This is a genomic window from Candidatus Protochlamydia phocaeensis (assembly GCF_001545115.1).
Taxonomy (GTDB): Bacteria; Chlamydiota; Chlamydiia; order Chlamydiales; family Parachlamydiaceae; genus Protochlamydia_A; species Protochlamydia_A phocaeensis.
Genome location: NZ_FCNU01000030.1, coordinates 13,397 through 32,540 on the forward strand (window position 1 = coordinate 13,397; position 19,144 = coordinate 32,540).

Below are 19,144 nucleotides of genomic sequence, written 5' to 3' on the forward strand. Positions count from 1 at the left end.
CTAATAAATCCAAGCTTAAGCGAGTAAAGAGGCAAACGGCTAATCAAGGAGTGACTCATGGCCAAAAAAGATAATGCTTCTCCCTCTTCTTCTTCTTTTTCTTTCCGCCGTCTGCTGCTAGGCGGACTATTGCTCGCCTGCGCTGGAGGCGGCTGGTGGGCATGGGAAAACAATTCAACTGTAGCAGATTGGAAAGATCATCTTTTTCAATATGTTGACAATCAAGACATTGTTACACTGGAATCGCGCTATTCTCCCGAACAAATTATGGAAGCGCATCGTCAAGAGCTTCTTACAAACGATAAAAAGACTTTTCAAGAGCCGATTCAAAAGTACTATCCCTTTCTTTTGTTAGACGTCAAATATACGGAAGATCAAAAGACACGCGAAGGAGTTGTCCTTTGGAGTTTGACAGATGGGGAAATAGTCCTCAATACAGACACGTGGGAGACGACGCATGGATTTAAGGATTGCGTTGAATGCCAAGCATCTCGCAATGACTTTAAAGTTATCCAGGCCTTGGCCCGCCGCCAGGGAAGTCTTAGCCTAGACGAATTGCAAAGGGAGCTAAAAGTCGAACGCGAAGTTCTCGAGCCTTGGATAGAGAGCGCCAAACAAAAGCATTTGATTGTTCAAAAGGGACAGCTTCTGCAGCTGCATTTCGAAAATCCCCGCTTCTTAGTTCTGCCTCAGACGCGTCTGAAACAGCAGCTAGTTTCTAAGCCTATTATCAATAGCCAAAAAGTAGGAAAGACTTATAGCCGCAGCCAAATTATTAATATGGCCCAGGCTGCATTCGGAAGCGATTTTAAGATTCGCAGCGAAAAGGAAATCTTCTTGCCTGTCTATCGAATAGAAGTTCTCAATCCAGATGGATCTCTTTCAGCGACGGAGTGGAACGCCTTGACAGGACAGCGCATTTTACCTTCTTATCTTTCACAAGCCTTACGCTAAAGTTCAAAACAGCGGAAAAGAGAGCTTTGCCGATCTGCATAGACCGGCAAAGCCTATTCAAATATTTTCCTTAATGCGTCACTGTCAGTGTAACGGGACTGCCGTTAATTGTCACATTGGCAGGCGTAAAATCCGTCGACGATGAAGTGATAATCATGCCAACATTTACCGTATTGCCTCCATTTGGCTGCAAGGCCTCCCAGTCAGCAGGCACTTCGGCTGTAATTGTTCCATTGGAAGTCGATTTGACATTCATGTTCCATGCCTGAGCGACTCCCGTATAAGCGTTATTGGTCACAGCCAACGTCCAAGGAACAGTGACGGCCGTAGATCCTGTGTTTTTAACATAGAAGTTAAGCACATTTTCATATACGTTGGGCGCGCTTTGCCAGGGCGTTCCCACTTGGACCGTAACGGCAAAAGCACCGGGCGGCGGAGGCGGAGTGACGCTTGCCTGATAAGTCAATTCAACCGTGCTTGTCTGGCCTTCCAAAACAGTCGTGGACTGAGAAGCAGCCGTAAAGGTCTGATTTCCCACCACTAATTGAGGGGCATTGACAGTATAGTCGCCTACAGCTACAGATTGGCAAACGGGCGTATCAAAAGCTGTGACATTAAACGTATAATTGCCAACAGAAAAGGGTTTTAAATTGCTGGCAGATAACCCATCCGTCGCTTTGACGGATAAGCAAAGGGTTCCTGTTTTGACAGGCGTATTGCTCTTATACCAAGGAGTCAGGCCAATCGTTGTCAAATATTCCACTTTTTGCCAAATAATATCGCGCCAATTATCGGCAACAATTCCGCCCGTATCGCCGCTATTGGCATTCCAAGACCAGTAAAACCAGCTAGAGATTTTATGATGCTTTCCATCGGCTGCAGCTCCTGTATTGTTGAAATAAGCAGCTAAATCAGGCATGGTTTGAAGATCTCTTGAATCGCTAAAGCGCGAACCAAATTCTCCTAAAGCCACCGGAAAAATCTTGCATGTTCCCCCAAAGCAATACCCCTGCTGGGTTAAATAGCCAAAAGACTCTGTCAGACGGTTCCACAAACCAGGGCCAAAGTAATTGGTCGATGCATTTGTCACCGATGGCGGATAAACGTGCGGAGAAATGACGACTTGATTGAGATAAGGCTTCTGCAAGAGCGCTTGGAAGAAAGGATTGGGATCGCTTAATCCATTCTGTTGAATAAGCTGCGGATCTGTTGCAAATCCATCTCCCCAGTTCGCGCCAATGCCTCCTTGTCCAGTTCCTTCTATGAAAAAAAGCGCGTCAGGATTGACAGCATAAATGGCATCCATAGCCGATAAATAAAGGTCTTTTAAGGCAGGTGTGCTACCAGAGGCTTCCCAACGGATGCCAAAATTATCGGGCTCATTGAGCAGATCGATCATCAATTTTTCTTTAGAAACAGGATCCTGCGAGATAGCGGTCACTAACTTCACCCAATCCTGCACCCATTGCTGTGGGCTTTGGAGAACAGTTTGATCTTCTCTTAAGTGATTGTCAATAAGGACATAAAAACCATTTTGTGCAAAGAAATTGACGACCCATAAGAAGCGATTCAAGGTTGTATCATTGGGCAAGTAGCTATTGCACATTCCAGCTTGCCTTTGAGGAGGCGCCACTTGTGGAGGAATGGTCTTGCCATCAACTGGCACGGAAGGATCTGTTACACTTGCCTGAATATCGCTTTGACTGTCAAATGTGCAACTCTGTGTAAAGTTGCGTGGCGGCAGGTTGAATAAATCTTGAAAACTGAAAGGCAAGCGCACAGCATTAAATCCCAGAAGCTGCATGCGATAAACGACGGTTGCAAAATCTAAAGAAAGCTGGTCAGGCCCTGTCCACAGTCCGTCCACCATTGTCGATTGATTATTGAAACCAAACCAGTTAACTCCTTTGAGCTCTATTGGATTTCCAGCTGAATCCACAATTTGATCGTTCTTCGTTGTCAAGGCAAATAACTGCAAAGACAAGAAAATGAAAAAAAGGCTGAACCAGCCTTTTAACGGCTTGATTTTCATAAAATCCTCCTTTTAAGGTGTTTATATCCAGGAAATTTCCGTAGCTAACGAAACCCTAAAAGAATGAAAAATAAACATCAAGTTTTTATTTTAAAATCTCTCCAATTTGCCAATTTAAACCTTTTTCTATAAAAGGCTTAAATTTAACAAGTTAAATTCATAATAAAAGATCATCCCGCCTATCATCGAACTGCTAATTATCTAAATCAGACGACAGCCTCTTATTCTTTTTCTTACCATTTAAACTTTGTTTTATTTATATAATTTTTTATTAATTATTAGACATCTATTATACTTATTTAAATTTGCAAAATAATTTAAAATAATCAATAATCTTCAAACTATCACTATTAAAAATAAAATATTAATAAAATGAAATATGAAATTAATTTATGCAATTATAGCCTAAATCAAGCCTATCAAACAGGCGATTGGGCAGCCAGAACAGACAAGTCAAGAGAGTCTGCTGATGCGTTCTCTCTGCCGCATGAAGGCTCAACCTGTACTTTTTCAACTAACCGCGAAGAAATTTATTTATTAGGTATTTCCCAAATTAATAGACATTCACTTGAACAGCAACAAAATGATCAAGCTGTAAAGATATTCAAGCTTAGTTTAGAAGCTCCTTCTTTAAATGAAGAAAATCGAATGTTTAAACTTGATGTATTTTTAAACTCTTGCTGGGATAAATTAAATATATTTTTAGAGCGTTTAAAAACAAATTCAACAAAATATACGTATTTTATAAAAGCGTCTAATCGATTAAGTAAATTAGATACCAAGCACTTGCTAGAATTGTTAAATTGCTGCCAGTCTTTGACTAAAGCCTTTTTTTCTTATGATTTTTTGCAAAAAAAGTTAACCATTCACTTTCAGGCAGAAGCCTTAAACTGGGAACCTCAGACATTTGTTAAAGAGTATCTAGAGAAAATAGATGGACAGATCGATTTGATTGAAAAAGATATTATTTTTTCTCCTCCTTCAGAAGAAGAAATAAAGGGATTAGCGATTTATATTCTCCTAGCACTAGAGAACAAATCTCTGGAAGGGCTAAGAGAAAAAGATTTAGCAGACTATCTATCTTGCATGCAAAGCCAAGAGGATGTCCATCCCTTTTCCCGAGTTGCCAAAGAAATTCCTTCTCGAAAATTATTTCTTGAAATTCAACGCCTTCATCTTCTTCCCAGCCTACTCATTTCTCAAGAAGACGAACAATCCGCAAAAGAGAAATGGCAAACTTATATTGTCAGAAAAAAAGATTGGAACAGACATTACCGTGACTCAAACCAAAGAGAGTATGGCCGTCTTATGCACCATGCCATTGGCTTTGCTGCATCGAGTTTGAAAAGGGCGCACTGGACCTTCGATACTCTGCTCAGTTTTTTGGCTAACCGTCGCCAATATATGGCCCACCTGTTAAATCAGAAAAATCCTTTACTTGTGGGAACTTTCCGAAAGAATAGTGAGGAGGATATAGCCATAACGACTTGTGTCAATGAATATTATGCCATTCCCAATCGCTTAAAAGCTTTGCTTTCCCAACAAGAGAATTTTCCTTTAAGAAGGGAAGAAAGCCTAGACTCGAACTTTGGAGAAATCAGCGGGAAAGGCTATTGCTATGAAGAGAAGTTAAATAATCGGCTCATTCCCCTTTCCCAAATTATTATTTATGAAGAATCCATTTCTCATTTCTGCATGTTCGATGAGCAACCCATGAGTGGAGAGATTATTCATACTTCTCCGGAATACATAGAAGACATTTTGACATTTATCAAAGAAGATCTCTATCCCAACGCTTTGGTCGCTTCAACTGCCGACGAGCGCCTTGTCTATCTAGGCAAAATTTTTTGGTTGATTTGCCAAGCTAAGCCTTGGCGACTGGGCGATCCCAGTATTGCCGAGATGCTCATTCGAACCATTCTAACTTTAAAAGAAGAAGAAAGCCGTCCTTGGAAAGAAGAGCTGATTCCTTGGATTGAAGTCATGTGTGAACCTAAAATGGAAAAGTTTGCCGCCAGTTTTCATCTCTTATTTGAATGGCATGAGAACGATCTACTTTAGTGGCAATAAGAAACTACAATCGAATTGCCAATTGTCGATATTCCAACTTATTTTTCTCCCTAAAAAAGGGCTGGGTAAGGAAAAAAACTCAAATCTAATCGCTAGTGGCTTTAAGACGGCTTCTAAAAAGCCTATCCCTAAAGCCTTTTTTACTTAAGGCAGAATGAATAAAATTCTTTATAGATAGCTGCCATTCGATTAAATTTTAATTTTAATTTTAATTTTCCATGGCTTATTTAACCTGCGTTTGGATTTTTTGCTCTTTCAACTGCGTTAAAGCCTCAGAGATGAACAAGTGCCAAGGCGGTCAATATTAAAAAATAGGGACCGTTTTGCCATTTTTCATCTGCAAGAGCTTTCACATCAGTCCAAAGGGCAAAAAACTCCACACTCAGGTTATTTAAGTTAATGTCTGCCTTTGAACATCAGATAGAGAAATAGAATGAATCCTTTAACCAGCTCTCAACGCGTTTCTTCCTCTTCGCCTCAGCCCGCTCTTAATCAGCAGTCATGGCCTTATTTAGCTAGCAGTCAAATCGAGCACTCTCAAGGCGAACCAGGCAATCCATTAAAATCAATCTCTCCCTTAACCTCTAGGCAAATTGCGCTTGATCAAAGGGAAGAGCGCTCTATTAAGCCTCGCGGACAAGCCAAAAAAATAGAGGCAGATCATCCAAAGCAAGCTTGCGCATCCAAATCGGCAAAAATCTTTCATTCTACTCTTTTGCCAAAAGAGAGAAGAGGCAAGCTGGCCGCTATATTGGAATCTGTGGAATATAATAGGCGCTTGCTATTTTATTTCACTCGAACAGCCGATCAATTAGCAGCCTTAGATTTAGATAATCATTTAGGCTTCTTGCGCTGCTGCCAAATGCTTATTGCTGCTACCTTTTCCTATCGGATTGATGAAAAAAAACTTTTAATTGAAATGCAACCTTTCATAGGCCTAAGCCCTGCTTATCGGTTTGCAACCGTTTGCCTAACAGGAATGGACTTCTCAATTTCTTTGGATGGAAAAAAAATTGAGATCCGCTTTTCTTCAGATGTCGAAGTCAAAGATTTTATCATTTTTATCTTAATTAAATTAGAAAGCGAAATTTTATGCGATTTATCCAGCGAGAAATTGGATGACTATTTCGCTTTTGTAGAAAGCCAAGACCATCCTCATCCCTTCTCCCATATTCTAAAAGAATTTTCAAATCAAAAAAGCTTTCTTTATGCGCTTCAAAAGAACCTCCTTTTCAGTTCTTGCATTTCACAAGAGGAAGAGGAAGCCATAAAAGAGAAATGGCAGAATTACGTTGTAAAAAAAACCGATTGGAATAAATTTTATCGCTCATGCAACCAACAAGCGTATGGAAGGCACATGCATCATACCATTCAGATTGCCGCATCAGGCTTAAAGAATGAAAAATGGAACTTTGATGCATTACTCAGCTTTCTCGCTCGCCGGCGCCAGTTAATTGCTTACCAATTGAATCATCCAAGGCCACATGTTGTCGGGTGCTTCAGAACCAAACCAGACCGCCCTTACATAACAATATGTGTAGAAGATTATAAGGAACTTGCCTTTCGCTTAAAAAAGCTGCTCGCTCGACAAGAATGGGCAAACCTAAGGGCAGATGCGGCGGTCCTATCAAGAAGGGGAATGAGAGGACAAGGCTATTGCTATGAAGAGAAATTAAGAGGAGAGCGCATCACGCTTTCTTACGCCTTCCTTTACGATAAGCCCCTTTCTCTTGATTCCTGCTTTAACGGCCAGCCTATCTATGGCGAAATTATTCATACTTCAGCGGATAAAATTAATCGCATTCTGAACTTTATCAAAGAGGATCTTTATCCAAAATCTCTAGCCGCTCAAACGTCTGATGAACGCCTCGCTTATCTTGGTCAAATCTTTTGGTGGATTTGCCAAGCTAAGCCGTGGGATCTGGGAGATCCCAGCATTGCCGAAACGTTTATTCGATCCATTTTAGCATTAAAGGAAGAAGAAAGCCCTCCTTGGAAAACCGGCCTCGTTCCTTGGATTGAAGTCATGTGCGAGCCCGAAGTGGAAAAGTTTGCCGCTAATTTCTCGCTCTTATTTGAATGGCCCACTTGCCATTCTGGACTTAGCGAGCGAGCTTCAGCCGGATAAGAGAAAGGGCTTCCGGCAGCGCTCTATCCTTTCTCTTTGCATTAATACGCCTCTTCTTGCGGCGCTTGCAAGCGACGAGCCATCTCTTCCACAAGCGCTTGCAGGCCATCGCCATAGGCTGCCGAAATTTTGAAGAGCGCATGCGGAGGAATTTCATAGGTGCGGCAGAATTCTTCCATCAAGGCCGGGGCTTCTTCCGCATCAATCTTATTTAACGCCACTAAATAAGGCCTTTCCAGTAATTCAGGATTATAAGCGCCGATTTCTTCGCGTAAAACGCGGAAGTCATGAGTAGGTGTGCGTCCATCAATTCCGGATGCATCCAAGATAAAGATCAAAAGCTTCGTGCGCTCGATATGGCGTAAAAATTCCAATCCAAGACCGCGATTGTGGCTTGCCCCTTCAATGATACCCGGAATATCCGCTATATAAATGCGCTGATAGTTGCCCAACTCAATGAATCCTAGATTAGGCTGCAAAGTCGTAAAGGGATAAGCGGCCACTTTTACGCGCAAGCCGGCCAGAGAAGAAATCAAAGTCGATTTGCCCGCATTGGGGAAGCCGACTAAGCCGACATCGGCAATGAGTTTTAACTCCAATTCAATGTGCTTGACTTCACCTAGTGTGCCCGATGTACAGGTGTTGGGAGCGCGGTTTGTAGGCGTTTTAAAGCTGTCGTTACCCCGGCCTCCTCTTCCTCCCTTACATAAGATAAAGCGCTCTTTATCATTGACAAAGTCATGCAGGATTTCTCCCGTTTTGGAATCTTTGACCAAGGTCCCGCACGGAACTTTTAAGATGAGATCTTGTCCATTCCGCCCCTGTTGGCAATTTCCGCCCCCGTCGCCTCCGTTATGCGCTTTAATCAAACGGCGATGGCGAAACCAATCGAGCGAAACAATTTGTGCATCAGCTTCCAGGATAACAGATCCTCCCTTTCCTCCATTGCCGCCCGAGGGACCGCCTTTGGGAATAAACTTTTCACGCCGCCAGGCAACAACACCATTGCCGCCTTTGCCGGCCACAAATTCAATGACTACGCGATCAATAAACATAATCCTCGCTAGAGCTAAAAACTAATGAAAGATGAAGGAAAAAAAGAAGGGCCTTGAACCAGCCTCAGCCGAGTTCAAGACCATAAAGAGTGGGAAAAGAATTAAGCGCCTGTTTCAATAGAGACATAAGTCTTATTGGACTTGCGGAAAGAAACAACTCCATCAGCAAGTGCAAAAAGCGTATCATCTGTTCCACGACCAACATTCTTGGCAGGATGCCACTTTGTTCCACGCTGTCTAACGAGGATGCTTCCTGCTCTGACCACTTCTCCAGATCCCACTTTCACGCCGAGACGCTTTGAATGGGAATCGCGACCGTTACGGGTTGAACCCTGACCTTTCTTATGCGCCATGCTTTCCTCCCTTACCTTGACGTTGGCTTCCAATTCCAGTTATTTTAACGCGAGCATACTTTTGGCGATGGCCCCAGGTACGGCGTTGGTTGTGGCTAGCTTTGTATTTCAAGCCTTTTACCTTTTCTCCCTTTACAATTTCCAACACTTCTCCATAAACGAGAAAGTTGGCAATCGCAGGCGAACCAATCTGAGTCTTTGAACCGTCGTTAGCAAATAAGACATCGCTGAATTCAACTTGAGCGCCTGGATCGGTATTAAGCAGCTCAACATCAATGATGTCGCCTTCTTTGACAGTATACTGCTTTCCACCTGTTTTAATAATGGCGTACATTGTAAACCTCTTAACAAATAATAATCAGTCAATTTGATGTTTAAAAAATCAATAGAAAAACAAAGTTTATCCTAAGCTTGCTTTGAAATCAATCATAAAATGAGACTTCTCTCACTTTCTCGTTTTCTCTCATTTCCTTACAAAGATGACTGATCAATAATAAACGCTGGAACAAAAGGAATGGGGCAAGGATAGGAAAGAGCAAAAGAAAGATGGCCAGAACTGGAATCGAACCAGCGACACAAGGATTTTCAGTCCTCTGCTCTACCGACTGAGCTATCTGGCCAAACTTAAAGAGAGTACAATAGGAAAAGCGGACTTTTTATGCAATCCTTTTTCTTTTTCCTCTCCATTTTAAAGTCATTTTAACCGGCTTAAGCACATCTTAAGAAACTTAAAATCAATAAAATACAGACAAAATAACAAAAGCGACGATTTATAAAAAAACAAGCCCTTTTATAGCGAAATAAAAGGGCTTTTTTCTATTTTTTTCCTATAGAATGGAGCAGGATCATATCTTTGACAATATTGACCGCTTCTTGCATTTGCATATCGTCCACTCCATATGTTTTGGGCTTGGTCCCTGACAACAGCTCTTCTTCTTCATCTGTTGCTTCATCCGGTACCTTGCCTGTCAAAAAGAGTTGGTAATTCTTGTTGTGGGCAATGCGATATTCGCTGTTTTTGCGAAGAGTCGGCAAAAGATTGCGCCAAACGAGGGAGCGGTGCTGGACAGTGGGGGTATAATATTTTAAATACCAAGATTTGACTTCTGGCGAAACATCTTCCAGATCGTCGTTGTAAGCCGGCGGAATTTTATCGGCTTCCACATCGTCTCCGGAATAAATTTCTCCAATTTCCTCTTTATTCCAATGGCCGGGAACGACGATATCGGCTTTCACCCCTTGTTTTTGCGGTGTTTTACCCGAAACCGTATAATACTTACCCACTGTCACTTTAAAATAGGACGTGCTTTGATTGTCGGTAATGGTCTGCGTTTGGATCGTTCCCTTGCCATACGTGTGCGCATCCCCGACGATGAGGGCAACGCCATAATCTTGCAAAGCTTGGGCGACAATTTCGGCTGCCGATGCCGTAGCCTTAGATGTTAGGACGACAAGAGGCCCATCATAAGATTTCTTTCCATCTACATCGCGATAAAAACGCTCCTCACCGCTAGAATACTTAGAAATGACAATGACTCCGTTAGTAATAAAGAGGCCGGCGACCTTAATAGCCTGCGAGAGAAAGCCCCCGCTATTATCTCGCAAATCTAAAACCAGCCCGCGCAGGTTTCCCTTTTTTTCCAATTTCTCGATCGCGTCCCGCACATCTTTTTCACTTGAGACTCCATCGCCTTGATAAAAAGAGTGCAAAGTGATTTCTCCAATAATGCCATTGCCAAATGGAACTGATTTGACGTCCACGCGATCGTTATTGAGAATAATTTCTGCACGCTTGAGGACGACGGTAAAAATTTTTTCTGGTTGCCCATTTGCCGCTTTGCGCTTAAAGACAAGGTTAACTTGCGGATTTTTCTCGTTGTGGAGCATTTCCATGACCTTTTCAAAGGGATGATCGGCCACTGCTTTGCCATTGACTTCTAGCAAAAAATCTCCAGGTTGAATCAGTCCGCTTTTGGCTGCGGGTCCTCCCTCCAACAGACGGGAGACTTGAATTTCATTACCTAAATCCTTAAGAACCAATCCAACTCCTTGAAATTCCTTTTGCAGCCGCACGCGCATATCGTAGGCTTCATTGGCTTGATAAAAGGATGTATGCGAATCCAGGCTGCTCGCTAAGGCTTTTAACACGTGAATGGCAAACAAATTTTCTTGTTCTGCAACCGGAAGGGGCACCCCGCTATCATTTTGATATAAATAAGGATTTTCAAAATCCCGCAGTTGCGTTTCATACGTGCGCAAAACTTGATCTCTTTGCTGTAAAGTGGGCGTTTCGCCATAGCGGCGCTTTTGCATGTCGATATAGATTTCCAAATTGAACAAAATGCGCTTTTTCAAGTCTTGCTCGGACGGCGCAAAAGACTCATTTCTGGCTAGCTCGTCTTCTTCTTTGATAGCCGGCTGATGGAAAAGGCTATCCTTTTCTTGCTTTTCGATTCCTTGCCTAATGCGCCTGGAGCGTAAAATAGCCGTCTTGATTACTTGATCCAGCTGCTTGAATATGGAAAAATCATTTTGCTTGTACTGCTCGGTGAATTTGGCAAGTTGATCCTGGGGCAAATGCCTATAAGGCTCCACTTCAGAGTCCAATAAATAAATTTTATGCGGATCGAACTGTTCGAGGTAGGTAACAAGAGCATGCTCAAGGATGTCTCCCGTGATTGCTTTTTTGTCTACATGCTGGCTCAGAATTTGCTGCATGATGCGATTGATATCCGTCGACTTTAAAAGGTCCTGTTCGTGCGCGCACAGAGAGGAGACATAGCTCAACATGCATAGGCACAGCGTCATCCACCACTTTTTCATATATCCTCTTGCTTGGTCGTAAAAACAGTAAAAATAGTCTTTGATAATTAAAACGACAATCCTTTTTTACAATTAGACCTTCTAGAAAGAAATCTAAAAAAATTTTCCTTCCCTCTCTTCTTCTTTTCCTTTATTTGAGGTTATTTTCTTCCTACGAGGCAATAGGAGAAGAGAATTTGCATAGGATTCCTTTTCTAATTGATTGGCAGGCTATTGAGAGAAAAGAATCTCGAATTCAAGCAAATCGCAATTCAGAGAATTGTCTTAATCATCAGTAGCATAAGAATTCCAAATCAGGTAATTTATCTATTCGGAGACTTGCCAAAAATAGCTTTCTCTAGAGAGACTGTTTAACACTTTATTTCATCCATGATTCAAAAACACGATCACTTTGCTTTAAATAACTTTGAAGGCCCGCTCGATTTTCTTCTTTATCTTATTCAAAAAGACGAGATGGAGATCTGCGACATTCCCATACAAGAGTTAACCCAACAATTTTTGCAAAAACTCAGTGAATGGCAAGCGCATTATTTGGAGAGGGGGGCAGAATTTGTCGGAACGGTCGCCTACCTGGTTTGGCTAAAGAGCAAAATGCTTCTTCCTCAACAAGACGTGGTAAGCGAGGGCGAAGAGCTGGAAGAAGATCCGCATTTTGAAATTATCCATCATTTGATCGATTATTGCCGTTTCAAACAAGCGGCAAAAGAGCTAGCTGTCCGCCAAGAGCAGCAACAGGCGTGTTATTTTCGAGGCGCTTCCCCTGTCGAATGGAAAAAACCCATGGGAATCGACCATGTCTCTTTGGCAGAACTCGCTTCCTTATTTAAAGATATGATGAGCCGCGCCTCTCAAGCCAAAGGCTTCATTCAAGAAGAAAACTGGCGCGTCAGCGATAAGATCCGCTTGATCCGCCAATTATTGGAACAGCAAGAGATATGGCCATTCGAAGCATTATTTACCCTTGAGAGGCCTCGCCTGGAAATGATTGTCACATTTCTGGCTGTATTGGAACTGATGAAAATGGGCCTGATCGGCGTAGGAAAACACTTGGATTCCTCACAGCTCGTCCTATTTGCTAAACAACAAGGATCCGCATGACTAAGGAACTTAATTTTTTTCAAAGTGAAATAGAAGTCATTGAAGCCTCTTTTGCGGAGAAGGCGTCCCCTCCGCTTCCCGCTTCAATAGAGTTAACAGTTTCCGCAGAAGAAAAAAAGCCGCCTCTTTCCGAGCTGGAAGCCAAAAACCTGGCAACAATTTTGACCGAAAAGGAAGCAAGCGAAGGGCATGCAGACCAAGAAATAGAGACTGAAGAAGAGGCGCAGATAGACCAGCATATCCAGCAACACATTAAAAAAGTCATGGAAGCCCTGTTGTTTACATGTCCCGATCCTTTGCCTCTTGCCAAGATGCGCGAAATCACCGACACTATTTTTCCTTTGCGCCCACGCCAATTGCGCCAGCTGCTCGACTCCCTCAAGCAAGAATACATTGCCCAACAGCGATCTTTCAAACTAGAAGAAATTGCCCAAGGCTATGTTCTTCGCACCCATGAAGAATATGCCCCTTATTTGGAGCTCTTGCATCGCCAGCGCCGGGGAGAAAAGCTATCGCATGCCGCAACAGAGGTACTAGCCATTATCGCTTACCGCCAGCCCATTACGCGCCCTCAAATTGACGCCATCCGCGGTGTAGATTCTTCCGGTACATTGATGCAACTTCTAGAGCGCCAGCTCGTTGAACCAGTGGGAAAGCTAGAAGCGCCGGGAAGACCAACGCTTTATGGGACAACAAAAGAATTCTTAAAGCACTTTGGCTTAAAGGACCTACACGAATTAAAGGGAAAGCTCTAGCTATTGCAGGATTAAGCGATGGATAGCCAAAGACCTGTTCCTAGAAAGGCCTGAAATAGAGGGCTCTATTGGTCCAATATGGGCTCTTTCTTTCCAGTCTAAGCAACTAGGCCTCTTGAGCGAAATAGCGATCATCTACTTTCAAGACTTTCATTTTAGTGAGGAAATAGCCTATATAGCGCTCTTCTACTTTTCCAGTCATGATATCATAAATATGATCATGCACCCACCCTGTCGCTTCATCGATTAAGCGCTGATTATAGTCTCTTTCCGATTCATTGACCTGCTGGATGCATTTAGAGCGCAAGACCTGCACATACTCGTCAATAAACCATCTGTCCATTAAATCGTAAGGCAGCTGCCCATTGGCAAGCGCCTCTTCCGTATTTGTGATAATATAACTTGTGTCATAGGCCTCAATAAAAGGCTTGATAAGTGGCCGATAGAGAAGCATCCACATTTTTTTAGTCAAGACATCGATATAGGACAGCGCATCTTGCTCGGCATCTTCGACTTCGGATAGATGAAAAGATTCCCCCAACAAATTGACGAACTCATTGTAAATATGGTTATCTTCCGGATCGGTCAGATGCCGCATGGGATTATTCGCCCACAAATCATGTAAAAAAACTTGAAATAGATAACGACGGGACTGGTCCAGTACCTGGTCTAGGCGCGAGCCAAGAGAATCATCGGAAAAAGAATCGCAAACGGTATAGTAAACAGCACGCACTTTTTCCAAATATCCGGCCGGACAGTAATAAGAGGCCAAGGCCAGGCGGATGGTATTGATAAACTGATCTTCATCGGACTTGGAAGGAAGCTGGTGAGCAATATGTTTGGCCCGGGACTGCAAAGAGCGGTAATCATTGATTTCTCCCGATCGGATGGTCCGATTAGAGACATTTTCTACAAACCGGTCCAGCCCTGTATGGACATAAGCGATCAGTTCGGCATCACTCCCCTTATCGGCAAAGAATTCTTGCCAATGCTCATCGGCTCGCACCATTTGCTTGAGCCTATTCAAATAAACGGGATCCTGCAAATTAAAGCGGCTATAATTGGTTTTAAGCGTTTGCAAATTGACCTCCGGAGAGGGGGGAAGAGAAGCCCCTTTTACCAAATGCCTCTGATCGACTCTAAGCCAAAGGGAATCCGGCGCCTGGTTAATGGGCAGAGAAGTCGCTTCGGCAGCAGCCGGCTCGGCAGCCGGCCCTCTTAACCGAGCAATTTTTGCATAAACAAAATTGGCAATTTCGCAAATGGCAGCGGCTTGGGAAAGAAGGGATTCTCCCAATACAAGCCGGGCGGTATTAATCCCAACGAATCCACACATATTGATTCCATTGCTGATCGCCAATGGCAACCAGCAGCGGCGTTGGACGAATCCGGCAATGATAAAGGCTAGGGACACCCCGCCCAATAGGGGCTGGCCAAAAACAATAAGCGTGACCGCAGAGACGGCGACCGCAACTTGGCATACACTTCCAATATGGGTATTAAGGATAATAAGAGATCGCTTAAGAAGCGGATGATCGCCCATCTTTAGCTTGGCGCAAGCGATATTCGTTATAACCGGGGTCAGATAAAGAACAACTCGGACACCTAAAGAAAAGTGGCCATAAGCAGCCAAAGAAGTGGTTTGCAAAGCTAATTGAGCAATATAAACTGCATTGGCAACCGACGCAGCTTGAGCAGCTACAGTCAAGAATCGATTAACTCCCACAAGGGCGCTGTCTTCTGCCTGCTTATATTGAGCGGCCCCATAACCGATGCAAACGCCTCGCAATACCTCTATTCCCATAAGATCCCGTTAATAAATTGAAAGTATCGCAATATAAACTAGAGCATTCAAACAGTAAATAAAAAAAGTGTAGATAATTAAATAACAGTAATTATAATATTAAATATACGCGCAGTAAAAAGATTCTCTTTATTTCCAATTCTTCTTTGTCAAAAATCTTTCATTTGCCTATACTAGGCAGGTATCTTCCCTTTTAGGTGTTTGATTTTAAAGGGAAGATTTGTATTTAAACCCTTATAAGGAGAAGGCAAACATGCCGACTATTCAACAGCTCGTTCGCCAGCCACGTGCTCCGAAAAAGCGAAGAAGCAAATCGCCAGCGCTGCAGAAGTGTCCTCAGCGTCGCGGAGTCTGCTTGCAAGTAAAAACAAAGACGCCAAAGAAGCCAAACTCAGCTTTGCGTAAAGTAGCCTGGGTTCGTCTTTCTACTGGCCAAGAAGTGATCGCCTACATTGGCGGAGAAGGCCATAACCTCCAAGAACACAGTATCGTTCTTGTAAGGGGCGGTCGTGTGAAGGACTTGCCTGGTGTGCGTTATCACATCGTTCGCGGAACATTAGATTGTGCGGCCGTTAAGGACCGTAAGCAAGGAAGATCTAAATACGGGGCTAAACGTCCTAAGAAGTAACACTAGGATACTCCATCAATGAGTATCCTGGTTCGCGATTTGCGTTTTAATTTGGAAGCGCCAATCACGCACAGGTGTTAAGGGAGCCTTACTCCCTGATTCCAGGTGAATCATTGAGATCTTCTATTATCCAATTAGATTTAATTACTCGTTTTTGAGGAAATCATGTCAAGAAGACACAGTGCAGAAAAACGCCCGACTGAACCAGATCCGTTATACGGAAGTACAGTCTTATCAAAATTTATCAATAAAGTCATGCTGAGCGGAAAGAAATCGACAGCCCGCCGCATTGTCTACAATGCCATTGAAAAATTTGCTAAGAGGATCAAAGCAGAGAATCCTCTCGAAGCTTTCGAACAAGCCTTAGAAAATGCTAAGCCTTCTTTGGAAGTCAAATCCCGCCGTATTGGGGGTGCAACCTATCAAGTGCCTATTGAAATTCCAGCAAACCGACGCGCTTCTATGGCTATGCGCTGGATCATTGCCCACTCTAGAGGGAAAGCTGGCCGTTCAATGGAAGATGCATTGGCATCTGAGCTGACCGATTGCTACAACAATCAGGGAACGACGATCAAGAAAAAAGACGATACTCACCGCATGGCGGAAGCGAATAAAGCCTACGCCCACTATAAGTGGTAATAAGGAGGAAAAATCATGGCAAGACCTGCTAATGAGCATCTTAAAAACGTGCGTAATATTGGTATCATGGCCCACATCGATGCCGGTAAGACGACAACGACAGAGCGTATCCTCTATTATAGCGGACGTTCCCATAAAATCGGTGAAGTGCATGAAGGCGCTGCCACTATGGACTGGATGCCTCAAGAACAAGAACGCGGCATCACCATTACTTCTGCGGCTACAACCGTATTTTGGAAAGGCGCAAAAATCAACATTATCGATACTCCAGGCCACGTTGACTTCACTATCGAAGTTGAGCGTTCTCTGCGCGTTCTCGATGGATCCGTTGCTCTTTTCTGTTCCGTTTCCGGTGTCGAGCCTCAGTCTGAGACTGTTTGGCGCCAAGCCGACAAATACGGCGTTCCTCGTATCGCATTTGTCAACAAAATGGACCGTATGGGAGCCGATTTCTTCGACGCCATCAAAACCATGCGCGACAAGCTGCACGCCAACGCGATTCCTGTTCAATGCCCAATCGGCGCAGAAGCTGATTTCAAAGGCATGGTCGATCTCGTTACGATGCGCGCTTACCTCTTCCACGATGAAACATTGGGTGCTGACTGGGATGAAACAGATATTCCGGCCGACCTCGTTGAAAAGTGCCAGAAGATGCGCGCCGAGCTTTTAGAAGAGTTGGCCACTATCGATGAAGAAGACGAAGAATTCATGCAAAAAGTCTTGGAAAATCCAGACTCTTTGACAGAAGAAGAAATTAATGCTGCTATCCGTAAAGGGGTTTGCCGCAATAAATTCAATCCTGTCTTGTGTGGATCGGCCTTCAAAAATAAAGGCGTTCAACAATTGTTGGATGCGGTTGTTAAATGGATGCCTTCTCCATTAGATCGTGGAAACATCAAAGCCCACGACCTCAATACAGACGAAGAAATCATTTTGACACCAGAAGATGATCAACCTTTAGCTGCTTTGGCGTTCAAGATCATGACAGACCCTTATGTGGGCCGTCTGACTTATATCCGTATTTACAGCGGAACGCTGACAAAGGGAACAGCTTTGCTCAATACAACAAAGGGCGAAGAAGAACGTGTATCCCGCTTGCTGGAAATGCACGCTAACAAGCGTGAAGAGAAAGACGAATTCCATACAGGCGATATTGCTGCTTGTATCGGTCTGAAGAAGGCGACGACGGGCGATACCCTGTGCTCACCTAAGAGACCAATCCTCTTGGAGAAAATGGAATTCCCAGAACCTGTGATTTCGATGGCGATCGAGCCGAAGTCTAAAGGCGATCGCGAAAAGCTGGCCATGGCGCTTTCCGCTTTATCCGTTGAAGATCCGACTTTCCGCGTTTCTACAAACGAAGAAACAGGGCAGACGATCATTGCCGGAATGGGTGAGCTCCACCTGGAAATCCTGCATGACCGCATGAAGCGTGAATTCAACGTAGAAGCCAACGTTGGCAAGCCTCAAGTGGCATACAAAGAAACCATTACCGTCCCAGGCGGCAGCCAAACGAAGTTTGTCAAGCAGTCAGGCGGTCGCGGTCAGTACGCCCACGTGGAACTTGAAGTCCGACCAAACGAAAAAGGCAAAGGCAACGAGGTTGTCAGCAAGATTGTCGGCGGTGTGATTCCAAGAGAATACATCCAACCTACAATCAAGGGTATCGAAGAAGGCTTGGCAACAGGCGTTCTCGCCGGCTACAACCTGGTCGATGTCTGCGTTGATATCGTATTCGGATCTTACCACGACGTTGACTCAAGCGAAATGGCGTTTAAGATTTGCGGTGCGATGGCAATCAAAGAAGCTGCGCGCAAATGCAAACCGGTCATCCTTGAACCAATCATGAAAGTGGACGTCACCACGCCAGAAGCGCATATGGGTGACGTGATCGGTGACTTGAACCGCCGCCGCGGTCAGATTGTCGGACAGGAAAACCATAAAGGGGCTGTGATCATTCACGCCGAAGTTCCTTTGAGTGAAATGTTCGGTTATTCGACGCTACTACGTTCGCTCTCTTCTGGGCGCGCTACCTATGTGATGGAACCTAGCCACTTTGAGCGTGTTCCAGCGAAAATTCAGGAAGAAATCATTAAGAAGTAAGAGTTGTAAAGGTTATTATGGCAAAACAAGAAAAGCAGCCTAGATCAGCGAGACAAAAGATCCGCATCAGGCTGAAAGGATATGATCAACGTCTGCTTGATCGTTCAACAGCTGATATCGTGGAGACAGCCAAAAGAACAGGTGCCGCCATTGCTGGCCCAATTCCGCTTCCCACAAGCTGTGAAAAGTTTACTGTGTTGCGCTCCCCCAACATTGACCGCAAATCACGCGAACAATTTGAGATCCGCACTCACCGTCGACTCATTGACATTCTCAATCCAACCAGCAAAACAATCGATGCTTTAAAAACGTTGACTCTCCCAGCCGGAGTAGACATCAAGATTAAAGCTTAATCCTTTGCTGATTGAGAATTTCTTTTTGGTTCAGAGGCTAGCGCAAGCTAGCCTCTTTTCTTTTCAGACGGGTGGATAAAAATTCTGACCGGCCAATTTCCTTTGTCCATCGCCCCCTTTATCCCTCTCCGAACCTCCCTTTAAGCTATCGTTCCTAAGGCATGTCGCAAATAGACAAAAGTGACTTGAAAAGAACTCGCCTAGAAGAAAAAAGAGGATCTAACAGCAAAGATGCATAAAACTCGGCGAAAAAATGAGCCGTCTTGAGAAGTCTCGTTCCTTGCTCTCGCGTCCTCATCTTCTATTTTTCAGAGAAAAGATAGGAAAAAAGGCCGGAATTTAACTTTTT

At 43.8% G+C, this 19,144-nt stretch carries 15 protein-coding genes and 1 tRNA gene; 9 read left to right on the forward strand and 7 right to left on the reverse strand.

The features are described from left to right. Positions 1-57 precede the first annotated feature (57 nt). Positions 58-954 carry a hypothetical protein gene (locus BN3769_RS11365; protein WP_068470680.1) on the forward strand — a complete coding sequence of 299 codons (897 nt, stop codon included), beginning with the start codon at positions 58-60 and terminating at the stop codon, positions 952-954. Positions 955-1,024: 70 nt separating this feature from the next. On the opposite strand, the gene BN3769_RS11370 is transcribed toward BN3769_RS11365, so the two are convergent. Beyond that, positions 1,025-2,986 carry a cellulase family glycosylhydrolase gene (locus BN3769_RS11370; protein ID WP_068470682.1) on the reverse strand — a complete coding sequence of 654 codons (1,962 nt, stop codon included), beginning with the start codon at positions 2,984-2,986 and terminating at the stop codon, positions 1,025-1,027. 372 nt (positions 2,987-3,358) lie between these two features. Between BN3769_RS11370 and BN3769_RS11375 the strand changes: the two genes are divergently transcribed. Beyond that, positions 3,359-5,047, forward strand: coding sequence for a hypothetical protein (locus BN3769_RS11375; protein WP_068470684.1), 1,689 nt, complete (start codon positions 3,359-3,361; stop codon positions 5,045-5,047). A 442-nt stretch (positions 5,048-5,489) separates the two neighbouring features. Continuing rightward, positions 5,490-7,184, forward strand: coding sequence for a hypothetical protein (locus BN3769_RS11380; RefSeq protein WP_068470686.1), 1,695 nt, complete (start codon positions 5,490-5,492; stop codon positions 7,182-7,184). A gap of 41 nt (positions 7,185-7,225) precedes the next feature. Here BN3769_RS11380 and obgE read toward each other — a convergent pair whose 3' ends face one another. The 5 genes from obgE to tsp form a co-directional block, all read right to left on the reverse strand. After that, positions 7,226-8,239: a GTPase ObgE gene (gene obgE, locus BN3769_RS11385; protein ID WP_068470688.1), complete on the reverse strand. Its 1,014-nt coding sequence runs from the start codon at positions 8,237-8,239 to the stop codon at positions 7,226-7,228. Positions 8,240-8,340: 101 nt separating this feature from the next. Continuing rightward, positions 8,341-8,592, reverse strand: coding sequence for a 50S ribosomal protein L27 (rpmA, locus tag BN3769_RS11390; RefSeq protein ID WP_068470690.1), 252 nt, complete (start codon positions 8,590-8,592; stop codon positions 8,341-8,343). Beyond that, positions 8,582-8,926: a 50S ribosomal protein L21 gene (rplU, locus tag BN3769_RS11395; RefSeq protein ID WP_068470692.1), complete on the reverse strand. Its 345-nt coding sequence runs from the start codon at positions 8,924-8,926 to the stop codon at positions 8,582-8,584. Before rplU ends, rpmA begins: the two co-directional genes overlap by 11 nt. A 213-nt stretch (positions 8,927-9,139) precedes the next feature. Further along, positions 9,140-9,212: transfer RNA gene (locus tag BN3769_RS11400), tRNA-Phe, on the reverse strand. 196 nt (positions 9,213-9,408) lie between these two features. Beyond that, a complete protein-coding gene (gene tsp, locus BN3769_RS11405; protein ID WP_068470695.1) occupies positions 9,409-11,415 on the reverse strand; it encodes a tail-specific protease Tsp in 2,007 nt (668 codons plus the stop codon). Positions 11,416-11,784: 369 nt separating this feature from the next. On the opposite strand from tsp, the gene BN3769_RS11410 reads away from it, so the two are divergent. Beyond that, the gene (locus BN3769_RS11410) at positions 11,785-12,513 is read left to right on the forward strand and encodes a segregation and condensation protein A (protein WP_068470697.1); all 729 of its coding nucleotides are present in this window, start codon (positions 11,785-11,787) and stop codon (positions 12,511-12,513) included. Then, entirely contained in the window at positions 12,510-13,268 is a 759-nt protein-coding gene (scpB, locus tag BN3769_RS11415; protein ID WP_068470698.1) for an SMC-Scp complex subunit ScpB, read from the forward strand. The genes BN3769_RS11410 and scpB overlap by 4 nt, the downstream gene beginning before the upstream one ends. A gap of 106 nt (positions 13,269-13,374) precedes the next feature. Here scpB and BN3769_RS11420 read toward each other — a convergent pair whose 3' ends face one another. Then, the gene (locus BN3769_RS11420) at positions 13,375-15,072 is read right to left on the reverse strand and encodes a hypothetical protein (RefSeq protein WP_068470700.1); all 1,698 of its coding nucleotides are present in this window, start codon (positions 15,070-15,072) and stop codon (positions 13,375-13,377) included. Between the two features lie 253 nt (positions 15,073-15,325). On the opposite strand from BN3769_RS11420, the gene rpsL reads away from it, so the two are divergent. From rpsL to rpsJ, 4 genes are all read left to right on the forward strand, one after another. Next, positions 15,326-15,700 (forward strand): 30S ribosomal protein S12, encoded by a 375-nt coding sequence (gene rpsL, locus BN3769_RS11425; protein WP_068470702.1) that lies wholly within the window; start codon positions 15,326-15,328, stop codon positions 15,698-15,700. Between the two features lie 165 nt (positions 15,701-15,865). Beyond that, positions 15,866-16,339: a 30S ribosomal protein S7 gene (gene rpsG / locus BN3769_RS11430; protein WP_068470704.1), complete on the forward strand. Its 474-nt coding sequence runs from the start codon at positions 15,866-15,868 to the stop codon at positions 16,337-16,339. A 15-nt stretch (positions 16,340-16,354) separates the two neighbouring features. Further along, entirely contained in the window at positions 16,355-18,442 is a 2,088-nt protein-coding gene (fusA, locus tag BN3769_RS11435; RefSeq protein WP_068470706.1) for an elongation factor G, read from the forward strand. A 17-nt stretch (positions 18,443-18,459) separates the two neighbouring features. Then, positions 18,460-18,795 carry a 30S ribosomal protein S10 gene (rpsJ, locus tag BN3769_RS11440; protein ID WP_068470707.1) on the forward strand — a complete coding sequence of 112 codons (336 nt, stop codon included), beginning with the start codon at positions 18,460-18,462 and terminating at the stop codon, positions 18,793-18,795. Positions 18,796-19,144 lie beyond the last annotated feature (349 nt).